General features: G+C 67.4%; 16 protein-coding genes. 7 read left to right on the top strand and 9 right to left on the bottom strand.

Annotation, left to right across the window (positions count from 1 at the left end):
* Positions 1 to 22 precede the first annotated feature (22 nt).
* Complete coding sequence (locus tag ASE63_RS05625; RefSeq protein WP_056798101.1) at positions 23 to 808, top strand: SDR family oxidoreductase; 786 nt, start codon at positions 23 to 25, stop codon at positions 806 to 808.
* A 182-nt stretch (positions 809 to 990) separates the two neighbouring features.
* Here the strand turns inward: ASE63_RS05625 and ASE63_RS05620 are convergent, their stop codons facing one another.
* From ASE63_RS05620 to ASE63_RS05595, 6 genes are read right to left on the bottom strand one after another with little or no spacing between them, the layout of a single operon-like run.
* Positions 991 to 1,398, bottom strand: a complete 408-nt coding sequence (locus ASE63_RS05620) for a RidA family protein (RefSeq protein WP_056797834.1) — start codon at positions 1,396 to 1,398, stop codon at positions 991 to 993.
* 56 nt (positions 1,399 to 1,454) lie between these two features.
* Positions 1,455 to 3,095 (bottom strand): benzoate-CoA ligase family protein, encoded by a 1,641-nt coding sequence (locus ASE63_RS05615; RefSeq protein ID WP_244491295.1) that lies wholly within the window; start codon positions 3,093 to 3,095, stop codon positions 1,455 to 1,457.
* On the bottom strand, positions 3,061 to 4,311 hold the full coding sequence (locus tag ASE63_RS05610) for an acyl-CoA dehydrogenase family protein (RefSeq protein WP_200962530.1): 1,251 nt from the start codon (positions 4,309 to 4,311) through the stop codon (positions 3,061 to 3,063). Before ASE63_RS05610 ends, ASE63_RS05615 begins: the two co-directional genes overlap by 35 nt.
* 1 nt (position 4,312) lies before the next feature.
* The gene (locus tag ASE63_RS05605) at positions 4,313 to 5,149 is read right to left on the bottom strand and encodes an enoyl-CoA hydratase family protein (protein WP_056797829.1); all 837 of its coding nucleotides are present in this window, start codon (positions 5,147 to 5,149) and stop codon (positions 4,313 to 4,315) included.
* A complete protein-coding gene (locus ASE63_RS05600) occupies positions 5,146 to 5,685 on the bottom strand; it encodes a MarR family transcriptional regulator (RefSeq protein WP_244491294.1) in 540 nt (179 codons plus the stop codon). The genes ASE63_RS05605 and ASE63_RS05600 overlap by 4 nt, the downstream gene beginning before the upstream one ends.
* A gap of 3 nt (positions 5,686 to 5,688) precedes the next feature.
* A complete protein-coding gene (locus ASE63_RS05595; protein WP_056797826.1) occupies positions 5,689 to 6,444 on the bottom strand; it encodes an SDR family oxidoreductase in 756 nt (251 codons plus the stop codon).
* Positions 6,445 to 6,680: 236 nt separating this feature from the next.
* Here ASE63_RS05595 and ASE63_RS05590 point away from each other — a divergent pair, with 236 nt between their 5' ends.
* From ASE63_RS05590 to ASE63_RS05575, 4 genes are all read left to right on the top strand, one after another.
* Positions 6,681 to 9,005, top strand: a complete 2,325-nt coding sequence (locus ASE63_RS05590) for a bifunctional salicylyl-CoA 5-hydroxylase/oxidoreductase (RefSeq protein ID WP_056797824.1) — start codon at positions 6,681 to 6,683, stop codon at positions 9,003 to 9,005.
* 100 nt (positions 9,006 to 9,105) lie between these two features.
* Complete coding sequence (locus tag ASE63_RS05585) at positions 9,106 to 9,432, top strand: hypothetical protein (protein ID WP_056797821.1); 327 nt, start codon at positions 9,106 to 9,108, stop codon at positions 9,430 to 9,432.
* Between the two features lie 204 nt (positions 9,433 to 9,636).
* Positions 9,637 to 10,584: a ring-cleaving dioxygenase gene (locus ASE63_RS05580; protein WP_056798093.1), complete on the top strand. Its 948-nt coding sequence runs from the start codon at positions 9,637 to 9,639 to the stop codon at positions 10,582 to 10,584.
* A 327-nt stretch (positions 10,585 to 10,911) separates the two neighbouring features.
* A complete protein-coding gene (locus tag ASE63_RS05575; RefSeq protein WP_244491293.1) occupies positions 10,912 to 11,934 on the top strand; it encodes a tlde1 domain-containing protein in 1,023 nt (340 codons plus the stop codon).
* 200 nt (positions 11,935 to 12,134) lie between these two features.
* Here ASE63_RS05575 and ASE63_RS05570 read toward each other — a convergent pair whose 3' ends face one another.
* The 3 genes from ASE63_RS05570 to ASE63_RS05560 all read right to left on the bottom strand — a co-directional run bounded on the left by ASE63_RS05570 (position 12,135) and on the right by ASE63_RS05560 (position 16,747).
* Positions 12,135 to 12,437, bottom strand: coding sequence for a hypothetical protein (locus ASE63_RS05570; protein ID WP_056797819.1), 303 nt, complete (start codon positions 12,435 to 12,437; stop codon positions 12,135 to 12,137).
* A gap of 90 nt (positions 12,438 to 12,527) precedes the next feature.
* Positions 12,528 to 15,215, bottom strand: coding sequence for a type I DNA topoisomerase (gene topA / locus ASE63_RS05565; protein ID WP_056797815.1), 2,688 nt, complete (start codon positions 15,213 to 15,215; stop codon positions 12,528 to 12,530).
* A gap of 401 nt (positions 15,216 to 15,616) precedes the next feature.
* Positions 15,617 to 16,747 (bottom strand): serine hydrolase, encoded by a 1,131-nt coding sequence (locus ASE63_RS05560; protein ID WP_056797812.1) that lies wholly within the window; start codon positions 16,745 to 16,747, stop codon positions 15,617 to 15,619.
* A 153-nt stretch (positions 16,748 to 16,900) separates the two neighbouring features.
* Here ASE63_RS05560 and ASE63_RS05555 point away from each other — a divergent pair, with 153 nt between their 5' ends.
* Complete coding sequence (locus tag ASE63_RS05555) at positions 16,901 to 17,845, top strand: aspartate carbamoyltransferase catalytic subunit (protein ID WP_056797808.1); 945 nt, start codon at positions 16,901 to 16,903, stop codon at positions 17,843 to 17,845.
* Positions 17,846 to 17,870: 25 nt separating this feature from the next.
* Positions 17,871 to 19,172, top strand: a complete 1,302-nt coding sequence (gene pyrC, locus ASE63_RS05550) for a dihydroorotase (protein WP_056797805.1) — start codon at positions 17,871 to 17,873, stop codon at positions 19,170 to 19,172.
* The last annotated feature ends 119 nt before the right edge of the window (positions 19,173 to 19,291 follow it).

The following is a 19,291-nucleotide window of genomic DNA, read 5'->3' as shown; positions in this document are numbered from 1 at the left end:
CGCCAACCCAATGGAGAAAAGCATGGATCTCGGCCTTCACGACAAGCGTGCCCTGGTGCTGGGCGCCAGCCGCGGCCTCGGAGCCGCCATCGCGCGGACCTTGGCAAGCGAGGGCGCCTCGGTGATCGCTGCGGCACGCAATGTTGCTGCGACCGACGCCTGGGCCAGCCAGTGCCCCGAGGAGGTCCGCGGCCGCATCTTCTCCGCGAGCCTCGATCTCGCCGACCTCGCCTCGGTGAACTCGCTCGTCGCCACGCTGAAGGAGGCCGGCGGCGTCGACATCCTGATCGGCAATTCGGGCGGCCCGCCGCCGGCCGAGGCCCGCGAGGCCGGCCGAGACGACTGGCTGAAGCATTTCGAGGCGATGGCCGCGAACCTATTCCATCTGGCGCAGGGCCTGCTGCCGGGCATGGTCGAGCGCGGCTATGGCCGTATCGTCACCATCGCATCCTCGGGCGTCGAACAGCCGATTCCGCGGCTGGCTCTCTCCAATGGCATCCGTTCCGCCGTGGTCGGCTGGTCGAAGACGCTGGCCGCGGAAGTCGCCGGGCAGGGCGTCACCGTCAATGTCGTGCTGCCGGGCCGGATTCACACCGAGCGCGTCGACCAGCTTGACAAGGCCGCCGCCGACCGCACCGGGACCACGCCCGATCTTGCTGCCGCGGCCTCGCGGTCGACGATTCCGGCCGGGCGCTACGGCACGCCGCAGGAATTCGCCGATGTCGTCGCCTTCCTGGCCAGCGAACGGGCGAGCTACGTCACCGGCGCAAAAATCCGCATCGACGGCGGCGCGATCCGCGGCATCTAGGACACGCTCTGACTGAGCCGGGCCGTCATTCCGGGGCAGGCCGAAGGCCTGAGCCTGGAACCCATAATCGCCGAATTGGCAGGATGATCGCGCACCGCTTCTGAACGCCTGCGGTTCTGGATTCCGGGCTCTTCGCTTACGCGAAGCCCCGGAATGACGGCGGGTTTCCGTCTGGTGACGGGTCAGCCCGCGATGACCGCTGTAGCCTCGATCTCGACCATCGCCTTGGGCTCGACCAGCGAAACCACCTGCACGACGGCCATGGCTGGGAAATGCCGGCCCAGCGCCTCGCGATAGACCGGGCCCATCTCCTTCAGGCTCGCCCGATAGGCTTCGATGTCGGTGACGTACCAGGTCAGCCGCACGATATCCTCGACGCGCCCGCCGCCGGCCTCGACGACTGCCTTGATGTTGAGAAGGGTCTGCCGGAGCTGCGGCAGAAAACCCTTCGCGAAGACGCCTTGAGCATCCCAGCCGACGAGCCCGCCCGTTACCAGCACGCGCCCTTCCGCCACCATGCCGTTGGCATAGCCGCGCGGAATCGGCCAGCCCTCGGGCAGGATGGCGCGGGACAGGGTTTCACTCGACATGGCGTCGCCTCGCTTCGGGGCCGTTCCGGCTCGTCTGGTGCTTGCAAAGTGTCGGCTCAGGTCTCGCCGCGCGCCATCTGGCGCAGGGTGAAGCGCTGGAGCTTGCCGCTGGCGGTCTTCGGCAGCGCCGCCACGAACGCGATGGCACGGGGATATTTGTAGGGCGCGATAGCCGCCTTCACATGCTCCTGCAAGGCCTTGGCCAGCGCATCGCTGGCAGCAACGCCCTCTTGCAGCACGACATAGGCCTTCACGATGTTGCCGCGCTCGGGGCAGGGCGCCGCGACGACCCCGCATTCCAGCACGTCCGGATGGGTAAGCAGGCAGGCCTCCACCTCCGGCCCTGCAATATTGTAGCCGGCCGAGACGATCATGTCGTCGGAGCGGGCCTGGTACCAGAAATAGCCATCGGTATCCCTGACATAGGTGTCGCCGGTGATGTTCCAGCCATTCTGGGCGTAGCGCGTCTGGCGCTCGTCGGCGAGATAGCGGCAGCCCGTCGGGCCGCGCACCGCCAGTCGCCCGGGCGTACCGTCGGGAACCTCAGTGCCCTCCGCGTCGACGACCATGGCCTCGTAGCCGGGCACCGGCAGACCGGTAGCGCCGGGCCGGATCGCCTCTCGCGGCGCGCCAATGAAGATGTGCAGCATCTCGGTCGCGCCGATGCCATCCATCAGCGCGATCCCCGTCCGCTCCTGCCAGGCATCGAAGATGGATTTCGGCAAGGTCTCGCCGGCCGAGACGCAGATACTGAGCGAGGCGATGTCGCGCCCTTCCAGCTTGTCCAGCATGGCGCGATAGGCGGTTGGGGCCGTGAACACGACACTGACCTTGTGGCGCTCGATCGCCTCGATTAGCTCGGCCGGCCCGGCCTTGTCGGGCAGCACCATCGCGGCCCCGATCCGCATCGGGAAGAGCACGAGCCCGCCGAGCCCGAAGGTGAAGGCGAGCGGCGGCGAGCCGGTGAAACGGTCGTCGGGCGAGGCCCTCAGCACCTGTGCGCCATAGGTGTCGCAGATTGCCAGCATGTCCTGGTGGAAATGCATCGTGCCCTTGGGCTCGCCGGTGGTGCCCGAGGTGAAGGCGATCAGGCAGACATCGTCGCGGGCGGTATCCGCAGCCTCGAAATGCTCGTAGCCCGGCTGCGCCATCAGTTGCTCGAGCTCGCTCTCGCCGCTGCCGAAGCCGACGATGAGGGCGAGGCCGGGGGCCTGTGCCTTCGCGGCTTCGAGCTCGGCCGTGAGGCGGTGGTCGCAGAGTGCGAGCGCGATCTGCGCCTTGCGCAGCGGATAGGCGAGCTCGCCCGCTCGCAGCATCGGCATGGTCGCGACCGCGATGCCGCCGGCCTTGATCACCGCCAGATAGGCGGCGACCATCATCGGCGTGTTGCCGGCCCGCAGCAGCACGCGGTTTCCGGCGACCATGCCGAGATCGCGCGTCAGCACAGTGGCGATGCGGTTCACCTTCTCTGCGAGCTCCGCATAGCTCCACTGCAGGCCGGCGGCGATCACCGCGATGCGCCCGCCGCGCCCCTCCGCCAGATGGCGGTCGAGCAGTTCGGCGACGCAGTTGAGCCGTTCGGGATAGGCGAGGGCGGCCTCTTCCAGCCTTAGATCGGGCCAGCTTTCGCGCGGGGGCAGGTTGTCCCGCGCAAAACTGTCTTCATGCCCCGATCTCGCGAATTCGGTTGCTTTCATCTCGTTCCCCTGCCTTTGCGGCATGTGTCTTGAGCAGGTCGCGCGCGATCACGACCTTCTGGACCTCGCTGGCGCCCTCATAGATGCGCAGCGCTCGAATCTCCCGGTACAATTCCTCCACCTTGACGCCCTTGGTGACGCCGAGGCCGCCATGGATCTGGACGGCCCGGTCGATCACGGCCTGGGCGTTCTCTGTCGCGACGAGCTTGGCGAGAGCGGCCTCGCGTGTGACGCGTGCCGCGCCGCGATCCTTGGTCCAGGCGGCGCGGTAGACCAGCAGGGCGGCCGCATCGACCTCTGCCGCGCTGTCGGCGATCGCCGCTTGGCTGAGTTGGAGATCCCCGAGCGTACCGCCGAAAAGCTTGCGGCCATTGGCATGCGAGATCGTTTCGTGCAGCGCGCGCCGCGCGAAGCCTAGAGCCGCAGCTCCCACCGTCGAGCGGAAGATGTCGAGCGTCGCCATCGCGACCTTGAAGCCGTCGCCTGGCCCGCCGATGCGGTTCTCCAGCGGCACGCGGCAGCCATCGAAGCGCAGCGTCGCGAGCGGGTGCGGCGCGATCACGTCGATCCGCTCCGTGATGCTCAGGCCGGGATTGTCGGCCTCGACCAGGAAGGCCGAGAGGCCCCGCGCGCCGGGCGCCTCGTCGGTGCGGGCGAAGACGACGTAATGATCGGCGATGCCGCCATTCGAGATCCAGCTCTTCTCGCCGTCGATGCGGATATGGCAGGCGCCGTCCGGCGTCGCCGTGGTCGCCATGGCAGCGACATCCGAACCGGCTTCCTTCTCGGAGAGCGCGAAGGCCGCGATCCGCACGCCCTCGCAGACGCCGGGGAGGATGCGCGCCTTCATCGCTTCCGCGCCGGCGACGGTGATCGCGCCGGTGCCGAGCCCCTGCATCGCAAAGGCAAAATCGGCGAGTCCGTCGCGGCTGGCGAGGATCTCGCGCGCGAGGCAGAGCGTGCGGACATCGAGCGCCGGACTCAGCCCGCCATAGGCTTCGGGCACGGCCGCGCGCAGGAACCCGCCTTCGCCGAGCGCCGCCACGCGAGCGCGGCAGGCGGCGTCGACATCGTCATGCGGCAGGCCGGGCAGGGTGGCATCGGCCCAGGCGGAGAGTTCCCGGGCGAAGCGGCGATGCCGCTCCTCGAAAAAGGGCCAGTCGAGCGTATCGCCGAGCATCGAGGTTCCGAACGGTCCGCTGCTCTGCGCGCTCATCTCAGTTGCCCTCGAACACCGGCTTCTGCTTCGCGGCGAAGGCGTGATAGGCGCGGGCGAAATCCTCGGTCTGCATGCACAGCGCCTGCGCCACGGCCTCGGCCTCGATCGCGCTCTCGACCGACATCGCCCATTCCATCTCGAGCATGCGCTTGGTCATGGCGTTGGCGAAGGTCGGGCCATCAGCCAGTTCGGCGGCGAGCGCCTGGGCCTCGCCGAGCACGCTGTCCCGCGCTACCAGCCGGTTGAGGAAACCCCAGCGCTCGGCCTCTTCGCCGCGCAGCACGCGGCCGGTATAGAGCAGCTCGGCCGCGCGGCCCTGCCCGATGATCCGCGGCAGCATCGCGCAGGCGCCCATGTCGCAGCCCGCGAGCCCGACACGGTTGAACAGGAAGGCGATCTTGGTCTCCGCCGTGCCGAGCCTCATGTCGGAGGCCATCGCGATGATGGCGCCGGCGCCGGCGCAGACGCCGTCTATCGCGGCGATCACCGGCTGCGGACAGGCCCGGATCGCCTTGACGAGATCGCCCGTCATCCGGGTGAACTTGAGCAGGTCCTTCGTCTCCATCGCGACCAGCGGCCCGATGATCTCGAACACGTCACCGCCCGAGGAGAAGTTGCCGCCGGCTCCGGCGACGACGATCGCTTTGACCTGCTCGTCCTTCTGCGCCGCGACGAAGAAATCCGTGATTTCCCGGTAGCTTGCGAAGGTCAGCGGATTCTTTTTCTCAGGACGGTTCAGCGTCACGGTCGCGACCTTCCCGCTGACCGACAGCGCGAAATGCGCCGGCGTGAAATCGACCAAGGGCAGGATCGTGGCGTTGGCGGTCCGGCTCATCGGACGTCTCCCTGGGCAGCCTCGTTCGCCCGCGCCGCTATGGCGCGATGCAGCGAGGTCTTGGTTTGTCCGAGCAGGCGGAACAGCTGCGCGATCTCCGGCTGGTCGAGCCCGGCGAAAAGCTCGGCGATCCAGCTTTCATGCCGCTCGGCCATAGCCTTGAAGGCCTTGCGGCCCGCCGCGGTCAGCGTCAGCACCTGGACGCGCCTGTCCTGCGTCGCGGCGCGCTTGTCGACGAGCCCGTCGGCCAGCAGCCCGGCGACGACGGCGGTGACATTGCCGTTCGAAACCATCAGCCGCTGCGAGACCTCGCCGACGGTCATGCCGGTGCTCGATTTGTCGAGCTGTGCCATCAGGTCGAAGCGCGGCAGCGTGGTCTTGAACTCCTCGCGGAGCCGGTTGCGGATCTCGGTCTCGATCAGGGTCGAGCAGGTCAGCATCCTCAGCCAGAGCCGCAATTCGTCTTTGTGGTCGCCGGGGCGTTCGCTGGCCTTGGTCTCGCGGTCTAGCATCAGGCCGGGGGCGGGGGTCTCCATGGCTCAGAACTCCCCGCCATTGATCAGCAGCGACTGGCCCGTCACCGACCCGCTGGCTGGCCCGCACAGATAGAGCACGCTTGCCGCGACCTCCTGCGGCTCGATCAGCCGGCCCTGCGGATTTGCCCTGACCATCTCGGCCAGCGCCTGCTCGCGCGTCGCGCCCGTCTTCGCGACGATGGTGTCGAGCCCGGTCGCGACCATGTCCGTGTCGGCATAGCCCGGGCAGACGGCGTTGACGGTGACGCCCAAGCGCGCCGTCTCGAGGGCGAGCGACTTCACCAGCCCGACCACGGCGTGTTTCGCCGCGACATAGGCCGAGACGTAAGGATAGCCGCGATGCCCCGCCGTGGAGGCGATCGCGATGAGCCGGCCACTGCTGCGCTCGATCATGCCGGGCAGGGCGGCATGGAACAGGTTCACGGTGCCGATGAGGTTGATCTCGTTCAGCCGGCGGAAGCGCTCGGCCGGGCTGCGCAGGAAGGGGCCTGTCTCGACGGCGCCCGCATTGGCGATGGCGATGTCGACCGGCTGCGAGGTCGCGAACTGCGCCACGGCCGCCGCCGCGGCCTCCTCGTCGCGAATGTCGCAGATCGCATGGGCGTCGGCGTCGCCCGCTTCGCATGTCGCAGCCAGCGCGGCCTCGTCGCGGCCCAGGATCGAGACGCGTGCACCCTGGCGCTTCAGCGCTGCGGCGATAGCGCGGCCGATCCCGCGCCCTCCACCGCTCACCACCGCGTGCCGCCCTGACAGGAGCATCCGATCCACCTCCAGATGCAGGCAATGTATTTTAGGTCTAAAGGATTTTGCAAGGGGCGCGGAGCGTCCAAGCCGTTCCTGCCGAAGGCATGGAGATATTTTGCAGAAATAGCGCTCAAATCGGGTGTTTTGCGCGATCTGTTCTTGGTCTTGACGAAGGCCGGTTCGACCCGGCTTGAGTCAAAATTATTTCAGGCCTAAAATAATTTTCGTAAGCGGCTCTCGGGAGGAGCATCATGCGTATCGCGGTCGTCGGCGGCGGGCCCGCCGGACTCTATTTCGCGCTCCTGATGAAGCGCGACTGGCCGGAACTCGACATCACCGTCTTCGAGCGAAACCAGCCGGACGACACCTTTGGCTTCGGGGTGGTCTTCTCCGACCAGACTCTCGACATCTTCAAGGCAGCCGACGAGGCCAGCTACGCCGCGATCCGCGATAATTTCGCATATTGGGACGACATCGAGATCCACTTCAAGGACAGCCTGCACCGCGTTCCCGGCAATGGATTCTGCGGCTGCTCGCGCCGCTCACTGCTGCTGCTGGTCCAAGCGCGGGCGCGCGAACTCGGCGTGGCCCTGCGCTTCGGCGAGGAGGCGGCCGACATCGAGGTGCTAAAGCGCGACTACGATCTCGTCGTCGGCGCGGACGGCATCAACAGCCGCATCCGCGAGGGCTGGCGGGATCGCTTCCAGCCGGAGGTCGATCTTCGCCCCAACAAGTTCACCTGGATGGGCTCGACCCGACCCTTCGATGCCTTCACCTTCTTCTTCAAGGAGACGAACCACGGCGTCTTCATCGCGCATTGCTACCAGTACGAGGCCGGCCGCTCGACCTGGGTGCTGGAGACCGATCCCGAGACCTTTGCGCGGGCCGGACTGGACGGCATGGACGAGGCCGCTTCCGCTGCTTTCCTGGAAGGCGTCTTCGCCGAGGAGCTTCAGGGCCACAGGCTGGTCACCAACCGTTCGCTCTGGCGCAACTTCCCGATGATCCGCTGCCGCAGCTGGGTCGTCGAGAATGTCGTGCTGATCGGCGACGCCAAGGCGACCGCGCATTTCTCGATCGGCTCGGGCACCAAGCTCGCGATGGAGGATGCGATCGGCCTCCACCGTGCCTTCCACGGCGCGGGCCACGACGTCGGCCGGGCACTGGCGCTGTTCGAGCACACACGCCGCGAGGAGGTCGAGAAGACGCAGCATGCTGCCGACGTCTCGCTGGTCTGGTTCGAACAGCTGCGCCGCTTCTGGGATTTCGATCCGCTGCGCTTCACCTTCGGCCTGATGACGCGGTCGAAGGCGATCACCTATGACAATCTCGCCCTGCGCGCGCCGGACATGGTCGAGGCCGTGGACGAGATGGTCGCGGGCGAACTCGGTCCGCTCGCCCGCCGCCGCAAGGACGGCACGCCGGTGCCGCCGGCCTTCCAGCCGCTCATGCTGCGCGACCTGCGCATCGAGAACCGCATGGTGGTCTCGCCGATGTGCCAGTACTCGGCGGAAGACGGCCTGCCGGGGGACTGGCACCTGATGCATTACGGCTCGCGTGCCATCGGCGGCCCGGGCCTTATCTTCACCGAGATGGTCTGCGTCGCGCCGGACGCCCGCATCACGCCCGGCTGTGCCGGGCTCTACACCGACGAGCAGGAGGCAGCCTGGAGCCGCATCGTCGGCTTCGTCCACGCCAATTCGGGCGCGAAGATCTGTCTCCAGCTCGGCCATGCCGGCCGCAAGGGCGCGACCAAGCTGATGTGGGAGGGCATGGACCGCCCGCTCGCCGACGGCGCCTGGCCGATCATCTCGGCCTCGCCCTTGCCCTATTATCCCGAGAGCCAGGTCCCGCGCGAGATGAGCCGCGCCGATATGGACCGGGTCAAGGCCGAGTTCGTCGCCGCCGCCGAACGCGGCTTGCGCGCCGGCTTCGACATGCTGGAGCTGCACTGCGCCCATGGCTATCTGCTCGCGAGCTTCCTGTCGCCTCTGACCAACCGCCGCAGCGACGAATATGGCGGCCCGGTCGAGAACCGGCTGCGCTACCCGCTCGAGATCTTTCGTGCGTTGCGCGAACTCTGGCCGCGCGAGAAGCCGATATCGGCTCGCGTCTCGGCGACGGATTGGGCCGAGGGCGGACTTTCCGCGGAGGATTCGGTCGCGATCGCCGAGGCCTTCCGGGCCGAGGGCTGCGACCTCGTCGATGTCTCGACGGGGCAGACGGTGCGGGAATCGCGGCCCGTCTACGGCCGCATGTTCCAGACGCCGTTCTCGGACCGGATCCGCAACGAGGCGCGCGTCGCGACGATGTGCGTCGGCAACATCACGAGCGCCGACCAGGCCAACACCATCGTCGCCTCCGGCCGGGCCGACCTCGTCGCGTTGGGGCGTCCGCATCTTGCTGATCCGTCCTTCGTGCTCCGCGCAGCCGCCTGGTATGGCGTCGATCTGATGCAGCCGGTGCAGTATCAGCCGGGCAGGGACCAGTTGATGCGGAACACGCCGCGCGAACGGCAGGATTTGGAGGAACTGAAGCTGAAGGCGAAGCCGGGACGCCACGCCGTATCGGCCTGAGGCGGTCGTTTCGCTCGAATGCCACCCGGAACATCGGCGCGCAGACGGGGTTTCCTCGTCATGAGGCCCGTCATCTGCGGGTCGCGCAAAGGGAAATCCGATGCTTCGTTCGCTTTCGGGCCTCGCGCTCGCCGCCGCCCTGTCGTCACTGGCCTTCGCCGCCACCGCCCAGACGGGGGGGCAGACAACGCCTCCACCGCAGAAGCCGGCGGAAGCCCAGTCGAGCGGTGGACTTGGGCCGAAGACCACCGATCCCTCACAGATCGACAAGGGGCAGAACATGATCCTGCCGTCGGCCGGCCAGTCCGGGCAGTCGGCCGCGCCGACCATGGTCTTCGACTGCAAGGCTAAGCCGGAGGATTGCACGACGCCTGCTACGCCGACCGACAAGACGACCGCGCCCGCGCCGTCCGCGCCAAAGCCTTAACAGACGAGGATCTGAAAAACGTGCCATGCACGCCCTTCAGGCGAGAGCCCGAGTTACAATCTGGCGCTGTTGAGTACAGATTCTGACATTGCATCATTGCAATGACATACTTGGCTGAGCCCGTCTTCCATTGCCCAACCCGCTTGCTATCTTCTCTCCCAAGAAGCCGCGCCGCTGGGCCGGCGCCAAATGAAGAGGCAAGCGATGAAGCTCACAGGCATCCATCACGTCACGGCGATCTCGGCAGACGCGCCGGGCAATCGCCGGTTCTATGTCGAGACGCTGGGCATGCGCCTCGTCAAGAAGACCGTGAACCAGGACGATACCTCGGCCTACCACCTGTTTTACGCCGACGGCGCCGGCTCGCCCGGCAGCGACCTGACCTTCTTCGACTGGCCTGCGGCTCCTGCAAGGCGAGGTACGCATTCGATCAGCCGTACCTCGCTGCGTGTTGCGGACGAGGCGTCGCTGGAATGGTGGCGCGGGCGCCTGTCGGAGGCTGGCGTCGCGGTTACGGAGATCCGCCAGATCAACGGCCGCGCCGGTGTCGATTTCGAGGATCCCGAGGGGCAGCGCCTGACGCTGATCGCCGATGGCGGCGATATTCCCTTCGTCGTCTGGGAAAAGAGCCCAGTCCCAGCCGAGCATCAGATCCGTGGGCTCGGCCCGGTGACCATCTCCGTGCCGAAGCTCGACCGCACGGAGGTGGTGCTGACGCAGCTTCTCGGCCTCGAGCGCATCGGCAGCTATCGCGATGCGGGGCATGCGTCCGGTGACATACACGTCTTCAAGATCGGAGAGGGCGGCCCGGCGGCCGAACTGCATGTCGCTGTCGAACCCGGCTTGCCGCAGGCGCGGGAAGGAGCGGGCGGCGTCCATCATCTGGCGCTCCGCACGCCCACCTTCGCGGACTATGATGCCTGGGCGGAACGCCTGCGCGCTGCCGGCTATCCGAACAGCGGGCCGGTCGATCGCTTCTATTTCCGCTCGCTCTATCTGCGCGAGCCGAACGGCATCCTGATCGAGATTGCGACGGACGAGCCGGGTTTCGCCGCAGACGAGCCGGCGGAAACGATGGGCGAAAAGTTGGCGCTGCCGCCCTTCCTCGAGGGCCGGCGAGCCGAGATCGAAGCCGGGTTGAAGCCGCTCTAAGACGCGCCGTGTCCAGCTGTTCTTGAGAGCAAGCCAAAATGACGCGCGGCGGATCGGGAAGCCGACACCGCCGCGCCATTCTCTCGCCTTCGATGCGATCCATTCACCCGGCCTTAACCACGCGGCCCTCTACTCGAATGCAGCTGCGGTCGCCGGTCTTCCCGCTTTTCGGCCCGGCGGTAGGCAAGTGTTGCGTCGAGTCGAGAGCGTTGCTGGATGTCGGGATTGGGCCATAGGCGGCGGCTTGTTGCACGCACCCGTTACCGGGTGGCGCACAACATCTTTCTCCAGATCGCTCTCATTGTTGTCGGCTGCGGGATCGGATTCGTGTTGCTTGAGCCCGGGCCGCAGGCAGAGCGCCCGCTCCGCGCGACGCTTCTGCCCGATGTCGAGATCACCGGCTCCCTGGCAAAATCCGCGACGGCGCATGGCGACCTGCTGAAGCCGGGCTTTATTCTCGGCACGACACCGGGCTCGTTTGGCGGGAACCTGCCGATGCAGGCCGCGCTGCAGCGCACGCCCTTGCCCGAGGCTCTGAAGCCGGTGACGGCGCCGGAGCCTGCGGCCCAGATCGCCTCCATTGATCCCGCGCTGCCTTTACCGGCGGCCTCCGCCACTATCCCGCTCGAGACGTCGGAAGAGGCTGATGCGGGAGCGGCGCAAGCCATTTCCACGGCGATCAAGGGATTTCCCATGCCGGCACCCCGCCCGGCCGAACTGAAGCTGCCTGCAACCGCCGAGTCTGCCATCCCGCTGCGCCAGCCGACGCGCCGCGCCAGGGCTGCAGCATCCCCGGCGCCTGTCGCCGCGGCGCAGGACAATCGCTCCTTCTTCGAGAAGCTGTTCGGCGCGCCGCGCCAGCCGAACGGCCCGGCCATGGCCTATGCCGCACCGGAAGACGACGTCGTCGACCGTTCGCGTGGCCGCAGGCTCAGCCCGTCCTTAGGCCCCGCGTCTGGCCCGGCATCGGCGGGAACGGCGGTCTATGATATCAGCGCACGCACCGTCTACATGCCGAATGGCGAAAGGCTCGAAGCTCATTCGGGCCTCGGCGACAAGATGGACGATGTGCGCTTCGTCCATGTTCGGATGAAAGGCGCGACCCCGCCGCATACCTACACGCTGACTGAGCGCGAGGCGCTTTTCCACGGCACGCGCGCGTTGCGCATGCACCCTGTCGGCGGCAGCAAGGCCATCTATGGTCGCGCCGGCCTGCTGACCCACCCCTACCTGCTCGGCCCTCGCGGCGATTCCAACGGCTGCGTCTCCTTCAAGGACTATGACCGCTTCCTGCAGGCCTATCTGCGCGGCGAGGTGAAGCGGCTGGTGGTCGTGGCGAGCCTTAACTAGGACGGGATGATTTCGCGCGGAAGCGCGCTGCCATCCTAGGCGACCGCAGCTCGTCCCGGGACCCATCGTCGAGCGCAGATCTCTACGATGGGTCCAGAAGCTGCGCGGCCTGCGCCACTTGTCCAGGATGACGGCATGTCTGCCGCCTGCCCCGGAAAGACGGCGTGGCTTGCCGCGAAAGCTGCCAACAAGTCTACGGCCTATTTTGGCTTCGTCATCTCGAGGCAGGTCAGAACCTGCACATAGCTCGGCGCGCCAACGAGGCTGGCCGACTCGACGCAGCGGTTGCGGTCGGCAGCAGAATAGTTGGCCCAGCTCGCGGCCAGCGCGGTCTGCGCCTTGCTCTCGTCGTCGTGACAGGCCTGCTGCGGCCGGGCGATGCCGCTGTTGCGGGCCGTCAGTCCGGCACAGGACTTTTCGATGTCGAAACGCGGCGGGCCATCGGCGACGAAGGTCAGGAGGCCGGCATTCACTGCGATCGCGATCAGGCCTGCGTTCAACATGACGTCTTCTCCGCAGCATCGTCAGCTCAGGTGGCGGCGCGCCACCGCGATGCAGCCGGTCTTGCGCGACGCCCCTGGACGATAGCAGATTCAGACCGTCTTCGCCTGCTTCTCCTTTGCCGCCGCTTTCGAGGCCGCCTTGTGCTTGGTCGTGGCGGCACCGGTCGCCGGCTTCTTGGCCGCGACCTTCTTGGCGGCAGGCTTCTTCGCGGCGCTCGCCGCCTTGGCCTTTCCGGGTCCCTTCGTGCCGCTCGTCTCCGCCTTGGCGTTGACCAGCTCGACCGCCTGCTCGAGCGTGATCGCCTCCTGCGTTATCGACTTGGGCAGGGTGGCGTTGACCTTGCCCCAGTTGACATAGGGGCCATACTTGCCGGCTCGGACGACGAGCTTGCCGCCGCCCGGATGCTCGCCGATCTCGCGGCCTGGCACGGCCGCGCCGCGCCCGAAGCGCCCACCACCGCCGCCGCTTTCCTTGGCGACGATCAGGTCGATGGCGCGATTGCCGCCGATCTGCAGGATGTCGTCGTCCTTGTCGATATTGGCGTAGGTCTTGCCGTGCTGGACGTAAGGCCCGTAGCGGCCGATGCCGGCCAGGATCGGCTCCCCGCTCTCGGGATGCTTCGCGACCTCCTTGGGCAGGGAGAGCAAGGCAAGCGCCTTCTCCAGATCGACGCTGGCCGGGCTCATGCCCTTGGGCAGGCTGGAGCGCTTCGGCTTCTCGCCCTCGCCGAGCTGGATATAGGGCCCGAAGCGGCCGTCGCGGATCGTGACCTCAGCTTCCGTCACCGGGTCCTTGCCGAGAATGCGCACGCCCGGTGCACCCTGGCCGCCCTCGGCGGTCGCCTCGCCATCGGCCGCCTGGACGGTGAGGGGACGCGTATAGCGGCATTCGGGATAGTTCGAGCAGCCGACGAAGGCGCCGAACTTGCCGAGCTTCAGCGACAGCGTGCCGGTGCCGCAGACCTGGCAGGAGCGCGGATCGCCACCGTCGTCCCGCTGCGGGAAGACATGGGCGCCGAGCACGCCGTTCAGTGCCTCCAGCACCTCGGTGACGCGCAGCTCCTTGGTGTCGCCGATCGACCTGGTGAACTCCTCCCAGAATTCGCGCAGCAGCACCTTCCAGTCGATCTCGGCATTCGAGACCTGGTCGAGCTTTTCCTCCAGGTTGGCCGTGAAGTCGAACTCGACATAGCGCTTGAAGAAGCTCTCCAGGAACGCTGTCACCAGCATGCCCTTGTCCTCGGGCACGAGGCGCTTCTTCTCGATGCGGACATATTCGCGGTCGCGCAGCGTCGAGAGCGTCGCGGCATAGGTCGAGGGCCGCCCGATGCCGAGCTCTTCCATGCGCTTGACGAGGCTGGCTTCCGAATAGCGCGGCGGCGGCTCGGTGAAGTGCTGGTCGGCGGCGATCGCACGCTTCTCGAGCGGATCGCCGTCCTTCATCGCCGGCAGCTTCTTGGAATCCTCGTCGTCCTCGTCGTCGCGGCTTTCCTGATAGAGCGTCAGGAAGCCGTCGAAGAGTGTGACCTGCCCGGTGGCGCGCAGCTCGAGATTGCGTCCGCCGACCTTGGCCGCGATGTCGACCGTGGTGCGTTCGAGCGACGCCGATTCCATCTGGCTCGCGATGGTGCGCTTCCAGATCAGCTCGTAGAGCCGGGCCTGCTCGGGCTCGAGATGGCGTGCGACCATGGACGGCAGGCGGCCGAGATCTGTCGGGCGGATCGCCTCGTGGGCCTCCTGCGCGTTCTTCGCCTTGACGGTGTACTTGCGCGGAACGCCGGGGACGTAGTTCTCGCCGAACTCCTTGCCGATGACGCTGCGGGCGGCGGCGATCGCCGAGCCGTCCATGTCGACGCCGTCGGTACGCATATAGGTAATGAGACCGACCGTCTCGCCGCCGATGTCTACGCCCTCATAGAGTCGCTGCGCCAGTTGCATCGTGCGTGCCGGGGCGAGGCCGAGCTTGCGAGAGGCCTCCTGTTGCAGCGTGGAGGTCTGGAAGGGCGGGTAGGGGTGGCGCTTGACCGGCTTGGCCTCGACGCTCGCCACGCTGAAGGCGGCGCTCTCCAGCGCCTCCTTGAAAGCCTTCGCCTCGTCGCCGGTGCCGATGTCGAGCCGGGTGATCTTCTTGCCGTCTGCGCCGACGAGGCGCGCGTCGAAGACGCCGCCTGCGGCGGTGGCCAGCGTCGCGACGAGCGACCAGTATTCACGGGCCCGGAAGGCCTCGATCTCGCGTTCGCGGTCGCAGACGATGCGCAGGGCGACTGACTGCACGCGGCCGGCCGAGCGAGCGCCCGGCAGCTTGCGCCAGAGCACCGGCGAGAGCGTGAAGCCGACGAGATAGTCGAGCGCGCGGCGGGCGAGATAAGCGTCGACCAGCGCCTGGTCGACATTGCGCGGGTTGGCCAGCGCCTTCTGCACCGCGTCCTTGGTGACCGCGTTGAAGGTGACGCGCTCGACCGGAATGCCCTTAAGCGCCTTCTTGGCGTTGAGCGCCTCCAGCACGTGCCAGGAAATTGCCTCGCCCTCGCGGTCGGGGTCGGTCGCGAGGATCAGCTTGTCTGCGCCCTTCAGCGCCTTGACGATCTCGGAGACCTGCTTGGCGCCGCGCCCCTCGATCTCCCACTTCATCGCGAAGTCGTGCTCGGGGTCGACCGAGCCGTCCTTTGCCGGCAGGTCGCGGATATGGCCGAACGACGCCACGACCTCGTAGTCGGAGCCGAGATATTTGTTGATCGTCTTGGCCTTGGCCGGCGACTCGACGACGAGGAGCTTCATGGTGCGGTGTCTCGGTAATAGCCTCAGCAGAGCGCGGAACCGGCCGCGAGGGTCGGCTCCGCGACCGGAAAAGACCCGGCGGTTCGGAATTGCGCGCGAAAGTGGTTCAGCCCGCAGGCCGTGTCAAACCCCGATTGCGCTTTCGCGGCAGGCGGCGGCCTTTTGGCCACAATCCCTCGGACGTGGCCTGAAATAGGAAGGCGGGCACCGCAGGGCAAGGTAGCGCGTCAAGCCGGGCGGGGCCCGTCTCGTGTCGAATGGCGAATTACATCGCCCTCGACCGAGACAGAGTCGAACGGTGCCAACGTTTCCTCGACTGCATGTCATTCCCGCGCCGTCATTCCGGACAAGCCGCAAAGCGGAGGCCGGGAATGACGGCACGGGAATGATACGAGACACGCTCAGCAAAGCGCCTCATACAGCTTTGCCAGAAAGCCGTCATAGGACGCGCCGTTAATCCAGCGCAGCACCGCGACGAGATCGTGCTCCGGGTCGACGAGGATCGCGTTGGTGCCGGCGCCCAGTGCCCAAAAAGCGTTTGCCGATACGCCGGGCTTCGCCGAGGGCGCGCGGTTCAGCCACCAGAGATAGCCGTAATTGCCGAGCGTGGGCGAAGGCGTCACCATCTGCGCGATCCAGTCGGCGGAGAGCAGCGAGCGACCGCCCCACTCGCCCTTGCGGCCGATCAGCAGGCCGAAGCGGGCATGATCGCGCGCGCCGATGAACAGCCCGCCGCCCCAGTGCCCGCCGCCGGGCACAGACTGCATGCGCTTGCCGTCGATCTCGACATGGGAGTTCTCGTAGCCCTGCCACTGCCAGTCCGGCGAAGCGCCGATCGGGTCCATGATCCGTTCGCGCAGCACCTCCGGCAGCGGGCGGCGGAAGCGTTGGAGCAGGCAGTAGCCGAGCAGATTCACGCGGACGTCGTTGTATTCGTAGAAGCTGCCGGGCGTGTGCATGTCCCGCCGCTGGCCCTTGCGGCTGTTGTCGGCGCCGGGGCCGATCTGGCGGTTGTGATCGACCTGGTCGGATTTCTCGAAGATCTCGCCTTGCCACTCGCTCGACTGCTGGAGCAGGTGGCGCCAGGTGATCTGCGCGTTATGGGCGCTCTCGAAGAAAGGTCCGGCGACCGTCTTGCCGACGGGCTCGTCGAGATCGGGGATCAGCCCGTCCTGGAAGGCGACGCCGGCCAGCACCGCGAGATAGCTCTTGGCGATCGAGAAGGTCATGTCGGTGCGGTCGGTATCGCCCCATTCGGCGACGATCCTTCCGCCCTTGAGCACCAGCCCGGCCGGGCCACCGCGTTCGCGCACCGGCCCCACGATCTCACTCCAGGGGCCGCTCTCGTTCCACTCGACATTCCCGACATAGCGGCCGTCCGGGTAGAACAGGCTGCGCGGCCACGGGCTTTCATGGTCCCCGGCGAAGGCGACGGCGCTGTCGAGCTTGGTGGCATCGAAGCCGGCTTCTGCCGGCGTGACCGTGTTCCAGAGGGTGCCGTGGGCGGCCGGGACGAAGGCATCGGTGGTCAAGGCAGGCTCCTCGCGACGGGGTCGGGCGGCCGCGCCGCTCGCCTCAGAGGTAGCGCCGTTTCGCGCAATCCGCCATCCGGCGCAGCCGCATGGTGACAACGGCGTTGAGCCGCTTGCGCCGCGCCCGAGTCGCGCCTAAACACCCCTCTTCAAATGACATCGCCAGCACCGCTCTATCCGCACCGGCATCTCCTCGGCATCGAGGGGCTCTCCCATTTGGACATCGAGGCGCTGCTGGACAGGGCGGACGCCTATGTCGCGCTGTCCCGCCAGGTCGAGAAAAAGACCGCGACGCTGCGCGGCCGCACCCAGATCAACCTGTTCTTCGAGCCCTCAACGCGCACGCAGGCCTCCTTCGAGCTCGCCGGCAAGCGCCTCGGCGCCGACGTGATGAACATGTCGGTCGCCTCGTCTTCGGTGAAGAAGGGCGAGACGCTGATTGATACCGCCGCGACGCTGAACGCGATGCGCCCCGACATCATCGTCGTGCGCCATCACGCCGCCGGCGCGGTCAATCTGCTCGCCCGGAAAGTCGACTGCTCGGTGGTGAATGCCGGCGACGGCGCCCATGAGCACCCGACCCAGGCGCTGCTCGACGCACTCACGATCCGCCGCAACAAGGGCCGCATCGCGGGGCTCACCGTCGCGATCTGCGGCGACATCCTGCATTCGCGCGTCGCCCGCTCGAACATCATCCTGCTCAACGCGCTCGGCGCGAAGGTGCGGCTGATCGCGCCTTCGACGCTGCTGCCCGCCGGCATCGAACGCATGGGCGTCGAGGTCTTCACCGACATGAAGAAGGGCCTCGAGGGCGCCGACATCGTCATGATGCTGCGCCTCCAGTTCGAGCGTATGCACGGCGCCTTCGTGCCGTCGCCCAAGGAGTATTTCCGCTACTGGGGGCTCGATCGTGACAAGCTGGACGTCGCCCAGCCGGACGCGCTGGTGATGCATCCCGGGCCGATGAATCGCGGCGTCGAGATTTCGTCCGAGGTGGCCGACGGCGCACAGTCGCTGATCCGCGAGCAGGTCGAGATGGGTGTCGCGGTCCGGATGGCGGTGCTCGACGCGCTGGCGCAGCACCTGCCGAACGGCTGAGGCGAAGGCGTAACGGAAACCGGGCATGACTGAGCTTCAGGACATCGCGATCGTCAATGCGCGCCTCGTCGATCCCGCCACCGGGCGGGAGGGGCCGGGCGCCGTGCTTTTGCGCGAGGGAAGCATCGCCTCGGTCCAGTGGGGCGGAGCGGCGCCGGCGACAGCCGAGAGCGTCCGCCGCATCGATGCGCGCGGGCTCGTCGTCGCGCCGGGTCTCGTCGACATGCGTGCCTTCCTCGGCGAGCCGGGCGCCGAGTTCCGCGAGACGCTGGGCACCGGCTCGCAAGCCGCGGCTGCGGGTGGCGTCACCACCATCGTCTGCCGCCCCGATACCGACCCGCCGATCGACGATCCCGCGATCATCGACTTCATCCGGCGTCGCGCCCGCGACAAGGCGATCGTCAACGTCCTGCCCTGCGCCGCCCTGACCAAGGGGCTGCTCGGCAAGGAGATCACCGAATTCGGTCTGTTGCTGGAAGCCGGTGCGGTCGCGTTCGGGGACGGCGCCAAGGCCCTGCGCAATCCGCAGATCATGCGCCGGGCGATGATCTATGCGCGCGATTTCGATGCGCTGATCATGAACCATGTCGAGGATCCCGACCTGCGCGGCTCCGGCGTGATGAATGAGGGAGAGTTCGCCAGCCGCAAGGGCCTGCCCGGTATTCCGCGCGAGGCGGAGACGCTGATGCTCGAGCGCGACATCCGCCTCGCCCGGGCGACGGGCGGGCGCTACCACGCCGCGATGATCTCCTGCGCCGAATCGGCCGAACTGGTGCGACGCGCCAAGGCGGACGGTTTGCGCGTCACCTGCGGCGCGTCGATCAACAACCTCACACTCAACGAGAACGACGTCGGCGACTACCGCACCTTCTGCAAGGTCTCGCCGCCGCTGCGCGACGAGCAGGAGCGGCTCGCCCTGGTCGAGGCGTTGGCGGAAGGCATCATCGACGTCGTCGTCTCCGATCACGATCCGCAGGACGTCGAGACCAAGCGCCAGCCCTTCGCCGAGGCGGCGGACGGGGCGCTGGGCATCGAGACCTTGCTGTCGGCTTCGCTGCGCATGGTGCAGGCTGGCCAGATCGCGTTGCCCGGTCTGCTCGCGGCCCTCTCCACCCGACCGGCCGACCTGCTCGGCCTCGGCTGCGGCCGGCTTGCTGCCGGGGCCCCGGCCGACCTGATGCTGCTCGACCTCGACGCGCCCTATGTCGTCGACAAGGCGAAGCTGAAGTCGCGCGCCAAGAACTCGCCCTTCGACGAGGCGCGGCTCGAAGGCATCGTCATGGCGACGCTCGTCGGCGGCAGCGTGGTCCATGAGGCCGAAGTCTGAACGACAAGGTTCCGGAACCAGTGCGCGTCCTCGTTGAGGTGGCTTGTCCGGGATGGCGTGGCGCGTTCTAATCGTCGATACAGATTCTATCGTGGCGGCCGAGTAGGGGCGAGAGGGCT

The sequence above is a fragment of the Allobosea sp. Root381 genome (assembly GCF_001429395.1).
In the GTDB taxonomy this organism is placed as follows: domain Bacteria; phylum Pseudomonadota; class Alphaproteobacteria; order Rhizobiales; family Beijerinckiaceae; genus Allobosea.
The sequence above is the reverse complement of the archived record's forward strand: the minus strand, read 5'-3'. Positions and strand labels throughout refer to the sequence as shown.